The organism is Anabaena sp. FACHB-595 (assembly GCF_048568275.1).
Lineage (GTDB): Bacteria > Cyanobacteriota > Cyanobacteriia > Cyanobacteriales > Nostocaceae > Trichormus.
The window spans coordinates 3257130-3272104 of sequence record NZ_CP183473.1; the positions used below are offsets into that span (position 1 = coordinate 3257130).

A 14975-nucleotide genomic window follows, 5' to 3' on the forward strand; every position below is an offset into this window, starting at 1 on the left:
CCCCTCTGCGTTTAAAAAACACATGACACAAGACTACCGCACCCTAATGCAAAACGCCCTCAAGCAAATCCAAGACTTGCGGGAAAAACTAAAAGCTCAAACCGAACCCATAGCCATAGTTGGGATGGGCTGTCGCTTCCCTGGAGGTGCAGACACCCCCGAAAAACTGTGGCAATTATTACGCAACGGAGATGATGGAATTACTGAAATACCGAGCGATCGCTGGTCTATAGAAACCTTCTACCACAACAACCCCGCCACCCCTGGCAAAATGTCCACCCGTTACGGCGGTTTCATTGGACACCTAAAAGAATTTGACGCAGACTTTTTTGGTATCGCCCCAAAAGAAGCCATTTCCCTAGACCCCCAACAACGCCTATTATTAGAAGTCACTTGGGAAGCCTTAGAAAACACAGGTATCTTACCCGAACAACTTACAGGTAGCCAAACCGGAGTTTTCATTGGTATCAGCAGCAACGACTACACCACCCACCTATTAAATCGCCCAGTCACAGACATCGATGCTTACTTAGCCACAGGTAATTCCCACAGTACCGCAGCCGGTCGGATTTCCTACATCTTAGGATTCACAGGCCCTTCCTTAGCCGTAGACACCGCCTGTTCCTCCTCCCTAGTCGCCGTACATCTCGCCTGTCAAAGCTTACGCCAAGGAGAATGTCAACTCGCTGTAGTTGGTGGTGTAAATCGCATCTTTTCCCCAGAATTTACCATCAACTTTTCCCAAGCGCGGATGTTAGCAGCCGATGGAAGATGTAAAACCTTTGATACTAAAGCTGACGGTTTTGTGCGGGGTGAAGGCTGTGGTGTAATCATTCTACAAAAACTGAGCGATGCCCAAGCCGCCCGAAATCCTATACTAGCAGTAATTCGGGGTAGTGCCGTCAACCAAGATGGACGCAGTAGCGGCTTAACAGTTCCCAATGGCCCCGCACAACAAGCTGTAATTAGACAAGCCTTAAAAAATGCGACTGTAGAACCTAGTGATATTACTTATGTAGAAGCACATGGAACAGGTACAGCCTTGGGAGATCCCATTGAAATTGGCGCATTAGGGGCTGTATTTGGCGAAAGTCATCAAACATCACCTTTATTGGTAGGTTCACTCAAAACGAACATCGGACATTTAGAAGCAGCTGCGGGTATAGCGGGGTTAATGAAAGTAGTGCTGGCGTTGAAACATGGAGAAATTCCGCCACATCTGCATTTTCAACAACCAAACCCCCATATTCCTTGGGAACAATTCCCAATTCAAATTCCCACCACTTGCACACCTTGGCATGGTAAAAAATTAGCTGGGGTAAGTTCCTTTGGTTTTAGTGGAACTAACGCCCATGTGATTTTAGCAGCTTCAGAAATTCAAAATCAAAATAAAGAAAATACTATAAAACGTCCTCTACAAATTTTAAATTTATCAGCTAAAACTGAGACAGCATTAAAACAACTAGCACAAAACTATATAACCTACCTCAAGGAACATCAAGATATTAATTTAGCCGATATTTGTTATAGTGCAAATACTGGGCGAAGCTCCAGAGGAGCCGCTTCGCTAACGCAATTTGAACATCGTCTATCTATCATCGCCAATTCCATCACCACAGCCCAAGAAAAATTAACTTGTTTCATCAACAATGAAGCCACCACAAATCTATTTACAAATAAAGTAAATTCTCCATCTCGTCCCAAAATCGCCTTCCTCTTTACCGGACAAGGTTCCCAATATCAAAACATGGGCTGGGAACTATATCAAACTGAGCCATTTTTTAAAGAAACAATAGATAAATGCTGTGAATTACTATTAGCTAACTCAGGCTTAGACTTACATTCAGTATTATTTCCACAAGACAACGAAAATAATCACAAATTACTTTCCCAAACTCTCTACACCCAACCCGCATTATTCATCCTAGAATACGCCCTTTGTCAACTGTGGTTATCCTGGGGAATCAAACCTGACTTCTTCATGGGACATAGCGTTGGTGAATATGTCGCCGCTTGCATTGCAGGAGTTTTCAGTTTAGAAGATGGCTTAAAACTCATTGCTACTCGCGCTCGTTTAATGCAGCAACTACCACAAGGTAAAATGGTAGCAGTAGCAGCCAGCCCATCTCAATTACAAAACTTTTTATTACCTTATGATCAACAAGTTTCTATTGCCGCAATTAACGCACCTAATAATACAGTAATTTCTGGTGAACCTGCTGCGATTGAAAAAATTATTGCTGTTTTAGTATCCCAAAATATTCAAGCCACACCTCTATCAGTTTCTCATGCTTTCCACTCACCCATGATGGAAACAATGTTAGGAGAATTTGAGAAAATTGCTGCTACTATTAATTTCCATCCCCCGAAATATCCAATTATATCTAACGTCACAGGTAGCTTAATTAATTCAGAAATTGCAACTCCTGAATATTGGTGTCGTCACATTCGCCAACCAGTGCAGTTTCTTGCTGGTGTCGAAACGCTAATTCAACAAAATTGCAGCATATTTTTAGAAGTCGGAGCAAAGCCAATCTTACTACAAATGGCACGCTCTATTATCTCCCAAGCCGATAAATATTTATGGCTACCAAGCTTACAGCCAAAACAACAAGATTGGCAAGTAATGCTATCAAGCATAGCCGCAATTTATGGCAGAGGAGTAAAAATTGATTGGCATAAATTTGAGCAAAATTACCACCATCAACGCTTAGACTTACCAAATTATCCTTTCCAAAGACAGAATTTTTGGATAGATATTAAACCAGTAAATAAAAATTACTATTCATCTTCACCTAATAACATTCATCCCTTATTAGGACAGCAATTAAACTTAGCTAAATCTTCAGATATTTACTTTGAGCAACAACTTACTAATAATAACCCTGATTATCTCCAAGACCATAAAGTATTTAACCAAATCATCTTACCTGGAGCAGCATATTTAGAAATGTCTTTAGCTGCGGCAAAGACAATATTTAAAAATAATAGTATTTCTGTAGAAACAGTTTCCTTCCAAGAGACGTGTATTTTAACTCCAGATAATCCCAAAAATATACAGTTCATCTTGAAAAATAATCATGAATTTGAAATTGTCAGTACCACATCAAATCATGATTGGATAACTCATGCTACTGGTAAAATAAAACCTCACAACAATATTCCCCAACCCCAGCAGATAAATCTTGGAGAACTGCAAAATACATTCACCAAAATCATCGATATTACCGATTTTTATCAAAACCTAACCCAAGTAGGAATTGAATACGGTGAAACCTTTCAAGCTATTACCCATATTTGGTATCTTGATAACCAAGCTTTAGCAGAAATTCACCTACCATCAACTTGTAATTGTCGGGATAATTATCAATTTCATCCCATTATTCTCGATGCTTGCTTGCAAACTATAGCAGCAATTTTTTACAGTCAACCTACACCCTCTAATTCTTCACAAGATATAGAAAACCCCTCTCCAAACCTCTCTCCTAAAAGGAGAGAGGCTTTAAATGTTCCCCCTTCCCTTGTAGGGAAGGGGGTTAGGGGGTTAGGTTTAAACACAACAAATCAAGTTTACCTACCTATTGGCGTAGATAAATTGACAATTTATCTACCCATTGGTGAAACCGTTTGGAGTTTAGTTAAATTACGTACTCAACACAAAACCGCCTTTGCTCTTGTAGCAGATATTCAAATCTTGTCCCCATCAGGACAAGTAATTGCTCTAGTTGAAGGATTACAACTCAAAAAAATCCAATCGCCAAATATTAAAGATTGGCAAAACTGGTTATATGAAATTGAATGGAGAAGCCAACCTTTAAGCATCACCTCTGATATTTCTCTCACCTCTCCAGCAGAAATCTCCCAAGAATTAGCACTTAAATTCACAGAACTATTAACAACAGAAGAAATTAAAACTTATGCCCAATTACTACCACAATTGGAAGCATTAAGTCTTTATTATATCGTCCAAGCCTTACAAAATCTAGATGTTTTATCACCAGAAATCGCCCCACAGCATCAGCGATTATATACACACCTACTTTCTCTCATCACAAATCAACGTGAATATGAAAAACCCCAACTTTCCCCAACACAACACCCAGAAATAGCCGCAGAATTAACTCTGATAGAGCGTTGTGGTACAAATTTAGGTAAAGTTTTACAAGGAAAATGTAATCCTATAGATTTGTTATTTCCCAACGGAGACTTAACAACCCTCACACAACTTTATCAAAACTCCCCTGGTGCAAAGGTAATGAATACCTTAGTACAGCAAGCAATAAACTCAGCTTTAAAAGATTTACCCCCAGGGGAAAAGGTAAGAATTTTAGAAATTGGTGCAGGTACTGGCGGAACAACAGCTTATGTTTTACCCCAACTCGTCCACCAATCTGTAGAATATGTATTCACAGATATTTCACCTTTATTTTTAGCAAAGGCGCGTCAGCAATTTTCAGAGTATGAATTTGTGAGTTACCAAACCCTGAATATTGAACAACCTTTAACCAATCAAGATATTACACCTCATAGTTTTGATATAGTAATTGCAGCTAATGTTCTCCACGCAACTGAAAATTTAAATCATACAATTACTAATGTTAAATCATTACTCAATAATCAAGGTTTACTCATTGTTTTAGAAGGCACTATTCCTAGTATTTGGATAGATTTAATTTTCGGTTTAACTGAAGGTTGGTGGCGTTTTCAAGACCAAGATTTACGCCCTCATCATCCCCTCATTTCTACTACTGCTTGGCACAGTTTATTAAAAACACATGACTTTACCAACATTGTAAATATTACTCCTGATTCAATTCTCCCAGAAGCATTAGCCCAACAAAGTGTCATTGTGGCACAAAATACCCCACCCCAACCCTCCCCTTATAAAAGGGAGGGAGAAGAATGCTTAATTATTACAGATTTACCAGCATGGGGAGAAGCTATAAATCAACAATTAAAATTGCCATCTTTTACCCTCAAACCTTCAGACAACATTGCCGAATTTCCGCATCAATCTATTAAACACATCATTTATATTGCTGGATGTCAAGACAATATCACCGAATGTAATAATATTCTTCACCTAGTCCAAACCCTAATTAAGACACAACATTACCCTATCAACCTTTGGTTAGTAACTCAAGGTGCTATTAGTCCCCACACTATCACAGGATTAAATCAATCTTCTGTTTGGGGTATGGGTAAAGTCATTCGTTTAGAACACCCAGAATTAAATTGTCGTTGTGTCGATTTAGATCCTACACAAGAACTGTTTACCCAAGTTGAAAACCTCGTTACTGAAATTACCCATCCTGGAGAAGAAGCACAAATTACCCTACACAAATCTGAACGTAAGGTAGCCAGATTAACTCGCTGCACTTTGCAAATTCTCCCCCATGAACCTTACCGTTTAACTATTGCTAAACGTGGTGTAATTGCATCCTTAAAATGGCAATCTTCACCCCGTCGTCAACCCCAACCTGGAGAGGTAGAAATTCAAGTAAAAGCCACCGGATTAAATTTTATTGATGTTCTCGACGCTTTAGGATTACTACCTTTTGAACGTAATTGGTTTGGTGTAGAATGTGCCGGTGAAGTTGTCGCCATTGGTGAGGGTGTTACACATTTAAATGTCGGTGATGCTGTGGTTGCACTGGCGGCTGATAGTTTTAGTCAATATGTGACAACTAACGCTAATTATGTAATTAAAAAACCAGATTCCCTCAGTTTTACAGCCGCAGCTACCATTCCCGCCAATTTCCTCACTGCTGCTTATGCTTTGCGGGAAGTTGCCAAAATTCAACCAGGAAAACGCATTCTCATTCATGCAGCGACTGGGGGAACAGGAATGGCTGCTTTACAAATCGCCCAACAAGCAGGGTTAGAAGTCTTCGCTACAGCTAGTGTTGGGAAATGGGAGACTTTACGCGCTTTAGGTGTGCAACATATTTTTAATTCTCGTACCTTGAATTTTGCCGAGGAAATTCACGAAATCACCCAAGGGGAAGGAGTTGATATTGTATTTAACTCCCTGTCTGGTGAATTTATCCCGGCTAGTTTATCGGTACTCAAACCCCAAGGACAATTTATCGAAATTGGTAAACGGGGAGTGTGGAATGCACAAAAAGTTGCTCAAGTCAAGCCTGATGTTGTTTATCATTTAGTGGATTTGATGAGTGTTGCTCAACAACAACCCCAGACAATCCAAACCTTGTTACATTGTCTCATGGCAGAGTTTGAAAGTGGAGAATTGCGTTGGTCTCCGACCGACCGTAGGTCATCGCATCCTCAAACCATTTTCCCCGCCACCAAAATAGTAGAAGCGTTGCAGATGATGCAACAAGCCCGACACATCGGTAAAATCGTCATTACCCACACACCTACTGAGTCATTACAACCCGATGCAACCTATTTAATTACAGGGGGAATGGGCGGTTTAGGTTTGCGTGTAGCCCGTTGGTTAGTAGAAAAAGGTGCAAAACATCTCGTATTGTTGGGACGTAACCAACCAGATACAACAGCACAGCAACAAATTCAAGCTTTAGAAGCAACAGGGGCAAAAATTATCATAACTCAGGCGGATGTCAGCCAAAAAGACCAATTAGCAGCAGTTTTGACAGATATTCAGCAAAACCATCCTCCTTTACGGGGAGTGATTCACGCCGCCGGAGTTTTAGATGATGGCATTTTACAGCAATTAACTCCAGAGCGATCGCACCGCGTCATGAATCCCAAAGTTACAGGTGCGTGGAATCTCCACCAATTAACCCAAGACATCCCCCTAGATTATTTCATCATGTTTTCTTCCGCAGCTTCCCTACTAGGTTCTCCAGGACAGGCAAACCACGTAGCTGCAAATACCTTCCTCGATGCTTTAGCCCAATATCGCCGCCATCAGGGATTACCTGCACTGAGTATAAATTGGGGCGTATGGTCAGATATTGGTGCAGCAGCTAAAAGACAAGTTTCTAATCAAATGAGTTCACGGGGTATCGGTGAAATTACTCCCGACCAAGGTATAGATATTTTAGAATTTATCCTCACCCAATCTTCCACACAAGTAGGGGTAATTCCCATCAATTGGTCAGAACTGCTCAAGCAAAAATTATCCTCAACTTTCTTTGCAGATTTTTACGAGTCCACCCCAAGCACTAGCCAAGAATATCAACCCTCTCAACTAATCCAACACATCCAATGTTTAGGAATCAAAGAACGGATTTCCTACTTGAGAAAATACCTCCAAACAGAAGTCAGTCAAGTTTTAGGTTCGTCCTCATCTCAACTACCAAATGTGCAGTTAGGATTTTTTGATATGGGGATGGATTCACTGATGATGGTAGAGTTGCGGAGTCGTCTAGAAACAAGTTTAAAGCAAACTATTCCTTCTACAGTATTATTTGAACATCCGAGCATTCAAGCTTTAGCAGAGTATATTGCCACTCAGTTGTTACCACAGGAAACTGTAATTTCCGCAATAAATGAACAACCGGATATAAGCTCTTCAGATGTTTCCTCAAAACAGGAAATTGAAACATCAATTACAGCAGAATTAGCAGCCCTAGAATCTTTATTAACATGAATCACCAACAAAAGCTGATTTAATTAGTCTATTTCTCCGGACTTTAAATAAGTAATCGGGTAATCTCATCTGGAGTATGAACAATCAAATCAGCACCATGAGCCTTTAACTCTTCCTCTGTTCCGTAACCGTAGGTAACACCAATTGCAGTTATACCATTACGTTTAGCTCCGATCATATCGTACAAGCGATCGCCTACCATAACCACATGGGGAGGAGAAAAATTTTCTGTGAGTAAGATGTAATGAATCAAGTCAGATTTTACACTCCTGGTTCCGTCAAGTTCACTCCCGTAAACACCATCGAAAAGCGACGACAAGCCAAAATGTTGAATGATCTGGTTAGCATAAATCTGTGGTTTAGAAGTCGCTACAAAGGTTTTATAACCAGCAAAACAAATAGCATCTAAGGTTTCAGGAATCTGGGGATAAAGGGAGTTTTCAAATAATCCGATTGTGGCAAAACGACTACGATACAGCGAAATAGCTTGTTCCAAAACTGCGTCATCTGATGTATTCAATAGCAGGGAAAAAGTATTTTTGATGGGAGGGCCAATACACCAGTTTAATTCATCAGCATCAGGTGGTTTATAACCGAGTTCAGATAAAGCAAACTGAATGCAGCGAGTGATCCCAAGCTTGGGGTCTGTCAAGGTTCCATCTAAATCAAACAAAATAACGGAGGTAGACATTCATTTGTAATTGAAAAGATTTTTAGGAAGGACTACGTCTATTTATAAAGCTTTCGCCTCTCAATAATGCAACCCCCAAAGTGACAATACCAATTCCTAAAATCTGAATCAAGTTTAAAGTTTCGCTAATGGTTATCCATGTTATTAGCACCGTTAACGCTGGACTGCTTGCGCCAATTATAAGAGTTCCGACATTATTGTATATTTGTCCCATAAAACTGACTACACCCGAAGAATGCCTCCAAAAGCGAGTATTTGCATAGCGTCTTTGGAAAAAAGCTGTAAAACAAAGTCGCTAATAATTAGGAGTTCTAATTGAGCGATATGCTAGATTTGCTACTCCTGTTGCTGCATTACCCTTTTATTTCCTTGTTTTCAACCTTAAAACCATTGCATAGTCGATATTATAGCTATATCTCTCATTGAGATAACTGATTACTTGACAAAAAGCAATGAGTACATTTTTCTGTAGTCCATTACTGACAAAATTCAAGTATGCCAACTTCATGTTTTAAAAATTTTAAATATAAGGGAATACTAAATCTAGTATTGAAGATTTGGCACTATGCTTAGTATTCCCGGTTATCGCTTGGATGAAGAACTCTACAATGGTTCCAGAACGTTAGTTTATCGAGGATATAGAGAAATTGACTCCTTACCAGTAGTGGTCAAACTGCTGAAAAATCCTTATCCTAGTTTTAACGAACTCATACATTTTCGCAATCAATACACTATCACCAAAAATCTGCACTATCCGGGAATCATCCAAACCTATAGTCTTGAACCCTACAAAAATGGCTATGCGTTAGTAATGGAAGATTTTGGGGGCGTTTCTCTTAAGGATTATTTTGGCAAGGATCATCATGTTGCGTCTCTACAAGAGTTTTTAGAAATAGCGATCGCTCTCTGTAATACCTTAGATGTACTTTATAGGGAGTGCATTATTCATAAAGATATAAAACCCGCCAATATTTTAATTAATCCAGAAACCAAACAAATAAAGCTCATTGACTTTAGTATTGCATCTTTACTTCCACGAGAAACACAAATAGTTATTAATAAAAATATATTAGAAGGGACACTTGCTTATATTTCTCCAGAACAAACTGGCAGAATGAATCGGGGTATTGACTACCGGACTGATTTTTATTCTCTGGGTGTAACTTTCTACGAATTACTTACTGCTGAGTTACCTTTTGTCTCCAGAGATCCGATGGAGTTAATACATTCTCATATTGCAAAACTTCCAGAGAAATTGAGGAGTGGTAGGGAAAGAGAAATTCCCAAAGTTATTTGTGATATTGTGATGAAATTGATGGCGAAAAATGCAGAAAATCGCTATCAAAGCGCGTTAGGATTAAAATTTGATTTAGAAAATTGTTTAAATCAGTTACAAGAAACTGGTAAGATTCAGGACTTTGAAATTGCCCAAAGGGATGTATGCGATCGTTTTCTGATAACCGATAAACTATATGGCAGAGACACCGAAGTGGAAGCTTTGCTGCAAGCATTCGAGCGAGTCAGCCTTGGTGCAACAGAAATGATGCTGATAGCTGGGGCTTCCGGAATTGGCAAAACTGCTGTGATCAACGAAGTTCACAAACCAATTGTACGGCAACGCGGTTATTTTATTAAAGGAAAATTTGATCAATTTCAACGTAATATTCCCTTGAGTGCGTTTGTGCAGGCATTTCGAGATTTAATCGCACAATTGTTAACCGAAAGTGATACTCAAATCCAGAGATGGAGAAACCAAATACTAGAAGCTGTGGGTGAGAATGGACAAATAATTATTGAAGTCATTCCCGAATTATCAAGAATTATTGGTGAACAAGCATCTGTGCTGGAAATATCCGGAACGGCGGCACAAAGTAGATTTAATTTATTGTTTCAGAAATTTACCCAAGTTTTTACTACTGCTGAACATCCATTAGTGATATTTTTAGATGATTTACAATGGGCAGATTCAGCATCACTAAAGTTAATGCAACTCTTAATGGCTGATACAGGTCATCTTTTTTTAATTGGTGCTTATCGTGATAATGAAGTTAGCCCAGTCCATCCACTAATGGTGACTTTAAATCAGATTGAAAAAACAGCAACAATAATTAATACAATTACTTTATCAGCATTAACTCAAAGACAAATAAATCAATTAATTGCTGACACATTTAAATGTACAGAAGATTTGGCACTACCTCTTTCTGCATTGATATTTCAGAAAACTCAAGGTAATCCATTTTTTGCTACCCAATTGTTAAAACAATTATATCAAGATAAGTTGATTGACTTTAATTTTCAATCTGGATTTTGGCAATGTGATATTGCAAAAGTAAAGAACCAAGTTGTTACAGATGATGTTGTAGAATTTATGGTAGCTCAATTACGGCGACTACCTGAAGCTACTCAAAAAGTTTTACAGCTAGCTGCTTGTATTGGGAATCAATTTGATTTAGCAACCTTGGCAATAGTTTCAGAACAATCAAAAATAGAAACGGCAGCTAGTTTATGCAAAGCTTTACAAGAAGGATTAATTTTACCTCTGAGTGAAATTTATAAATTTTATCAGGATTCATCATTAGAAAATACTGAACACACAGCGAAGAATATAGAAGCGCAATTAGCTGCATTTAATGTAGAAGAAAAAACAACTATATATAAATTTTTGCATGATCGTGTCCAACAAGCTGCCTCTTATCTGATTCCAGAAGAACAGAAACAGTTAACACATTTGAAAGTGGGGCAATTACTTTTAGAAAATACACCCTTAGCCCAGCAGTCAGAGCGAATTTTTGAGATTGTTGGTCAGTTAAATTGTGCAATTCCACTCATTACTGAGCAAAAAAAATGTCAACAATTAGCTCAACTAAATCTCAATGCAGGTCGCAAAGCTAAAGAAGCAATTGCTTATAGTGCATCTCTACAATATTTTAATCAGGGCATTGAGTTAATAATTAGTGATGGCTGGAAAAATGCTCATGATTTGACGCTAAATTTATATCAAGATGCTGCTGAGGCAGCCTTTCTGAATAATGAATTTGAACAGATGGAATCCCTGATTGAAGTGGTGATTCAAGAAGCGAAAAATCTCTTAGATAAAGTCAAAGTTCATGAGATTCAGCTACAGTCTTATCAGGTGCAGGGGCAGATGCTTAAAGCCATCAAAATTGGATGCAAAACCCTTCAAGAATTGGGCATAGTCTTATCTGAAGATATTACATCTCATGACATTAATCAAGCCATAGAAAACACATTATTAATATTAGGTAATCGCCAAATTGAAAGCTTGATTGATTTACCTATGATGATTGAGCCTCAAGCTCTATTTGCCCTAAAAATTATGATTAGCCTGACTCCCTCTGTACATCAGGCTGCCCCTCAGCTATTTCCTATAATTGCCTGTGAACAAGTTAATTTATCGCTTAAATACGGCAATGCTGCACTCTCAGCACCAGGATATGCAGACTTTGCAATTGTCTTGAATGCTGTATTCAACGAATTAGACAAAGGCTATGAATTCGGACAGTTAGCATTAAAAATTGTCGATAAGTTTGCAGCAAAATATGTTCAGAGTATGACTAGCTTCAAAGTAGCTGCATTTAATCAAATTAATAAATTACATATTCGAGATGCAATCAATTTATTAAAAGAATCTTATAGTTTTGGTTTAGAATTTGGAGATTTTGTACATATAATAGTAGCAACGTTTTTCCGACTTTTTTATACTTATTTAACCAGTAGTGAAAAATTAGATGACTTGCTAAAAGAAATTAAAATGTACGAGGTAAATTTTGCAAGTAGTCAATCTTTCTCAATCAGATTTAGGATGCTGCGGCAAAGTATTGAAATTCTGACTGGTGTTAGTCATGATTCTGATTTATTGATGGATGAACACTGGAATGAGGAAAATATTTTACCTATTTTACTACAAGAGAATGATGAATTCACATTCCATGAATTTTATTTAATTAAGTTAATAAACAGCTATTTATTTAATGATAGTCTCACTGCTGTTCACTATGCAGAGCAAGGAGATAGCCATCTTAAAGGCGGTGCAGGAATGCTATCTGTATCTGTCTTTTATTACTACGATTCTTTGGCTCGTTTAGCTCTTTATTCTCAAGTTGAACCCTCTGAACAAACAAGGTTACTTTTGCGGGTTGACGAAAATCAGCAACACCTAAAACTTCGGGCTACAGTTGCACCAATGAATTTTCAGCATAAGTTTGATTTAGTGGAAGCAGAGCGTCATCGGGCATTAGGGCAACGATTTGAGGCAATTGATCTATATGAAAGTGCGATCGCTGGAGCTAAAGCAAACGAATATATTCTGGAAGAAGCTTTGGCTAACGAACTAGCAGCTAAATTTTACCTGGAATGGGGTAAGGAAAAAGTGGCTCAAGCATATATGCAGGAAGCATACTACTGCTACTTTTCCTGGGGGGCAAAAGCAAAAACCGAGGACTTAGAAAAACGCTATCCCCACCTGCTCCAACCGATTTTACAACAGCAACGAATCAACTTTCACCCCTTGGAAACTATTTCCTGGAGTGGAACTTCCTTATCCATTCACACTTCAAATGCTGACAGCACCAGTATTTCCAATATGCTGGATTTTTCCTCTATCCTCAAAGCTGCTCAAGCTATTTCCAGTTCTCTAAAACTAGATCAACTGATTGCCAATCTCACCCGCATTATCCTAGAAAACTCTGGGGCGAAGAAATCTGCACTCATTCTTCTCCAAGAAAATACTTGGCAAGTTAAGGCAATTACCTTGATTAATCATGAGCAAATACAACCGATTTTTGAATCACAATCACTAGATACTTGTCAAGATATTCCTGTAAATATTATCAACTACGTTAAAAATACTCGGCAAACAGTTGTGATAGACAACTGCAAAACAGATATCCCTGGTTTAATGGGGGAATATATGCAGCAAATACAACCCCAGAGTGTATTATCTACTCCCATTATTAATCAAGGGCGTTTGGTGGGGGTTCTTTACTTAGAAAATAAACTCACTCAAGGGGTATTTACGCGCGATCGCCTTTCTGTGATCAATTTCCTCTGCACTCAAGCTGCGATTGCATTGGAAAATGCTCAATTATATAACCATCTGCAAGAGCGAGAACAGTTCCTCAGTAGTATTTATGAAGGTATTGGCTGTCTGGTATTTGTGATTGATGTCCGGGATAATGGTAGGCTTGAGTACACAGGATGGAGCAAATCTTGCGAACTAGCGATTGGTATACCGACTAGTGAAGTACTGGGCAAAACTCCACAAGAATTAATGGCTCCCGATCAAGGTGCAGCAGTGGAGCAAAAATATTTGCGTTGTTTCCAAACCGGCATACCCATCACCTATGAGGAATGCCTAACATTTAATGATCAGGAAACTTGGTGGTTAACCACACTCAGTCCATTAAAAGATGAGACGGACAAAGTTTATCGCCTAGTTGGGACAACGATTAATATTAGCGAACAGCAAGCTGCACTTCGTGAACGCAAACAAGCTGAAGAAGCTGTAACAGAGAAATCACAAGCACTCGAAACAGCGTTAGAAGATTTACAACAAGCACAATTACAAATTGTTCAGAGTGAGAAAATGTCTGCATTGGGAAATTTAGTAGCCGGTGTAGCCCATGAAATGAATAATCCTTTGGGCTTTATTTCTGCGACTCTCAAACAAACTAAACCCAATTTTACTGATATAATTGGACACTTGCAACTCTATCAAGAATTAATAGAAAATCCAGGTGATGAAATTCAAGACCATGCTGAAGAAATTGACCTAGATTATCTTTTAGAAGACTTACCTAAAACGATAGATGCAATGGTTATGGCGTGTGACAGACTGAAAAATATTAGTACTAGTCTTCGCACTTTTTCCCGCGCAGATAAAGACTATAAAGTACCTTTTAATCTTCATCAAGGTATTGACAGTACCATTCTTATTCTCAAACATCGTTTCAAAGCCAATGATAAACGCCCAGCAATTGAAGTCATAACTGAGTATGGAGATTTACCCCTAATTGAATGTTTTCCTGGGCAATTAAATCAGGTATTTATGAACATTCTAGCCAATGCCATTGATGCACTTGATGAATCAAATACTGGACGAAGTTTTGCAGATATTCAAGCCAAGCCTAACCGCATCTTGATTACAACATTAATGGTAGATAAATGTGTAAATATTTCAATATCTGATAATGGTAAAGGAATGACTAAAGAAGTCCAAGAGAAAATCTTTGACCATTTATTTACTACAAAAGCTGTAGGTAAAGGTACTGGATTGGGATTGGCGATCGCTCGGCAAATTGTAGAAGAAACTCACAACGGTAAATTGAGTTGTCACTCTATTTTGGGTGAGGGTACAGACTTTATGATAGAGATTCCAGTGTGAGTTATGGTGGATGTAATTTGCATAGAAACAGCAACGCAGTGATTGTGACTCAATTCTTACTAGGAGACTCGTCATATTCTTCATACATAATTTTTACTCTAGCTTTTTACTATCCCATGTTATTTATATTAAGGATGATTCTATTGCATCCACATTTGTCAAACCCATTTACACTAGGTATTTACCATTTGCGGATGAGTCTAATATAATAAGCATTATGCTAATGTACATAAGTTTTAATAATGTTTAAGTATTTATAAATAAGTAATACTTGGTTTAAATTGCTCGATTATGGCATA

General features: G+C 38.4%; 3 protein-coding genes. 2 read left to right on the forward strand and 1 reads right to left on the reverse strand.

Annotated features, from left to right (window positions below):
- The first annotated feature begins 22 nt into the window (after window positions 1–22).
- The gene (locus ACN222_RS13380; protein ID WP_010996836.1) at window positions 23–7579 is read left to right on the forward strand and encodes a type I polyketide synthase; all 7557 of its coding nucleotides are present in this window, start codon (window positions 23–25) and stop codon (window positions 7577–7579) included.
- A gap of 43 nt (window positions 7580–7622) precedes the next feature.
- On the opposite strand, the gene ACN222_RS13385 is transcribed toward ACN222_RS13380, so the two are convergent.
- Complete coding sequence (locus ACN222_RS13385) at window positions 7623–8270, reverse strand: HAD family hydrolase (RefSeq protein WP_010996837.1); 648 nt, start codon at window positions 8268–8270, stop codon at window positions 7623–7625.
- Window positions 8271–8835: 565 nt separating this feature from the next.
- Here ACN222_RS13385 and ACN222_RS13390 point away from each other — a divergent pair.
- Window positions 8836–14676: an AAA family ATPase gene (locus tag ACN222_RS13390; protein ID WP_010996838.1), complete on the forward strand. Its 5841-nt coding sequence runs from the start codon at window positions 8836–8838 to the stop codon at window positions 14674–14676.
- Window positions 14677–14975: the final 299 nt, after the last annotated feature.

Excerpts from the sequence above, each read along its gene's own strand:
- ACN222_RS13380 (WP_010996836.1), top strand. The coding sequence starts at position 23 with ATGACACAAGACTACCGCACCCTAATGCAAAACGCCCTCAAGCAAATC.
- ACN222_RS13385 (WP_010996837.1), bottom strand. The coding sequence starts at position 8,270 with ATGTCTACCTCCGTTATTTTGTTTGATTTAGATGGAACCTTGACAGAC.
- ACN222_RS13390 (WP_010996838.1), top strand. The coding sequence starts at position 8,836 with ATGCTTAGTATTCCCGGTTATCGCTTGGATGAAGAACTCTACAATGGT.